At 60.2% G+C, this 2,649-nt stretch carries 3 protein-coding genes and 1 pseudogene; 2 read left to right on the forward strand and 2 right to left on the reverse strand.

Features of this window, described 5'->3' with window-relative positions; translation table 11 throughout:
• Positions 1-297 (reverse strand): annotated as a pseudogene (locus QZY06_RS20300) (DNA polymerase III subunit beta); the annotation flags it as partial.
• A 260-nt stretch (positions 298-557) separates the two neighbouring features.
• Positions 558-1,886 carry a chromosomal replication initiator protein DnaA gene (dnaA, locus tag QZY06_RS20305; RefSeq protein ID WP_367275695.1) on the reverse strand — a complete coding sequence of 443 codons (1,329 nt, stop codon included), beginning with the start codon at positions 1,884-1,886 and terminating at the stop codon, positions 558-560.
• Positions 1,887-2,119: 233 nt separating this feature from the next.
• Between dnaA and rpmH the strand changes: the two genes are divergently transcribed.
• Positions 2,120-2,257, forward strand: coding sequence for a 50S ribosomal protein L34 (gene rpmH / locus QZY06_RS20310; protein ID WP_022976731.1), 138 nt, complete (start codon positions 2,120-2,122; stop codon positions 2,255-2,257).
• Between the two features lie 24 nt (positions 2,258-2,281).
• Positions 2,282-2,649 (forward strand): ribonuclease P protein component (gene rnpA, locus QZY06_RS20315; protein WP_295687641.1); only part of this gene is annotated, 368 nt, incomplete at its 3' end.

Below are 2,649 nucleotides of genomic sequence, written 5' to 3' on the forward strand. Positions count from 1 at the left end.
CTTCAGGGTCAGCTTGTTGTCGGCATGTTCGAGGCTGAGCATCGCGCCTTCCGGCAAGCCGCGGCAGATGTCGTGCAGCTTGCGGGCGGGGGCAGTGATGCGGCCCGGTGCCAGGTTCTGCACGCGCACCATTCGCTCGACCTGCAGTTCGAGATCAGTGCCAGTCAGGCTCAGACGATCGTCCTTGGCCTCAAGCAGCAGATTTCCGAGGATCGGCAGTGACTGCCTGCGTTCGACCACACCGATGACCGACTGCAGCGCCGACAGTAGCTCACCGCGAGAAATCTGGATGTTCATGAGCAGACCAATTGAATAAATGGTTTTAAATCTTAAAAGATCAGTTTTAGTAGTCTGGCACCGAAACTGGGGATAAAAGCTGTAATCGCTTTCTTATCAAGGCTTTATCCAAAAAATCCTGGTGGCATTGGACACCCCCGAAGGCTGTCGAAATACCGGGATAAACCTGTGGATAAAAAGCCGTCCCGAGGCGGTGAAACGATTATACACAGCTTGTTCTACCGTCCTTTCCACTGTTTTTGCAGCGTCTTGACGAGGTTTCAGTTGGTCAGCTGACGAAGCAGATTTTCGTAGTCTTCCTTGAGCCGATCGTCTTCCTGGCACAGCTCGGCAATCTTGCGAACGGCGTGCAGCACCGTAGTGTGGTCCTTGCCGAACGCCGAGCCGATCTCCGGATAGCTGTGTCGGGTCAGTTCCTTGGACAAGGCCATCGCCACCTGACGCGGACGCGCCAGGGTGCGGGTCCGGCGCACCGAATTCAGATCGGTCAGGCGAATGTTGTAGTAGGCCGCGACGGTGCGCTTGATGTTCTCCAGAGTTACCGCCCGGTCATAGGACGCCAGCATGTCCTTCAAGGTCACTCGGGCGAATTCGGTGGTGATCGGCGCGCCGGTCAGCCGCGCCGAGGCGTTCAGACGGTGCAAGGCGCCTTCCAGCTCGCGAACGTTGGAGCGGATGCGCTGCGCGACCAGCACGGCAACATCTTCCGGCAGCCGCACGCCGAGCACATCGGCCTTGGCCAGAAGAATGGCGATACGGGTTTCGAACTCGGGTGGTTCGATCGGTACCGATAAACCCCAGGTGAAACGCGACTTGAGTCGATCATCGAGCGCGTCCAGCTCGCGCGGATAGCGATCGCAAGTCAGCACGATCTGCTTGCGGCCATCTATCAAGGCATTGAAAGTATGGAAGAATTCTTCCTGAGAATGCTCTTTGCCGGCCAGGAAGTGGATGTCGTCGATCAGCAGCGCGTCGACCGTGCGATAAAAATTCTTGAATTCCACCTGCCGGCCGTAGCGAATCGCCGACACCATCTGGTTGAACCACTGCTCGGCGCCGACATAGACGATGCGGGCGTTGGCCTTGTCGGCAAGGATCGCGTTGCCGATGCCGTGCATCAGATGGGTCTTGCCGAGACCCGATTCGCCATAGATCAGCAGCGGGTTGTAGATCCCACCGGGTGCGGAGGCGACCTGCAGGCCAGCGGCACGCGCCTGAGAATTCGATTTGCCTTCGATGAACGAGGACAGCGTGTAACGCGGGTCCAGCTTGCCGCGGCCATACGGCATGCTGTCGTCGACGGCCGTCGCGGGAGTGTTGCTGCTGGCACTCCGTACCGGATCGGCATTGACGCCACCAACGGCAATGTTGACGACCACGTCGTAGGCCGCAAGGCTCGACATGGTGCGCTGGATGCGGCCCAGATAATCACTCTTGACCCGATCCATGACGATGCGATTCGGCGCCAGCAGGGTCATCTGGTCTTCGGACATCACCACGCGCAGCGGCCGGATCCAGGTGCTGATCTCCTTTTCGGGAAGATCGGCTTCGAGCCGGGCAATGCAGCGGTCCCACAGGTCTTGATTCAGCATCGGGCGAAAACGAGGAAAGCGAAGAATGACGACGGAGGGCCCGATCGCGATCGGATGCCGGCCGGGAGCCGGGATCGCGTTGGAAGGCCAGTCTATAGCCTGCCCGCCATGCTTATCCACAGGCCTCGATCATGCGTCCGTCATAGTCGGCCTGCCGGACGGCATCGGCGGCGCTTGAAGATTCTAGTCGTCAACGGCTAGAATCGCGGCCCGCTATCGAGTAGACCGTCATGAGCAAACGCACTTTCCAGCCGCACACCCTGAGCCGCAAGCGTACCCACGGCTTCCGTGCCCGCATGGAAACGGTTGGTGGACGTGCAGTGCTCGCACGCCGTCGTGCCAAGGGCCGCGCGCGTCTCATCCCGTAAAGCGGCATCTTCTCGACAGGTCTGGTGCTGGGTCCGGCGAGCTTTCCGCAGTCGGTCCGGCTGCACAAACCAGCCGAGTTCAAGCTGGTTTTCGCGGAAGGACGCAAGCTCCGACGCGCGCCACTAGGCCTCAGCTACCGGCCGAACGGTACTCCGCAAGCCCGGCTCGGGCTGGCGATCGCCAAGAAAGCGGTGGCAGCGTCACACGATCGCAATCGGATCAAGCGCCTCATACGCGAGGATTTCCGGCACAATCGCGCTCGGCTACCGACGGTCGATCTGGTGTTTTTCGCCCAGCCCGGCCTTGCGAACCTGAGCAACACCGCGTTGCGGTCGCTGCTCGCCGACCTCTGGACTCAAGTGATCGAACGATGCGCGCGTTCCTCGTCGGC

The organism is uncultured Nevskia sp. (genome assembly GCF_903885465.1).
In the GTDB taxonomy this organism is placed as follows: domain Bacteria; phylum Pseudomonadota; class Gammaproteobacteria; order Nevskiales; family Nevskiaceae; genus Nevskia.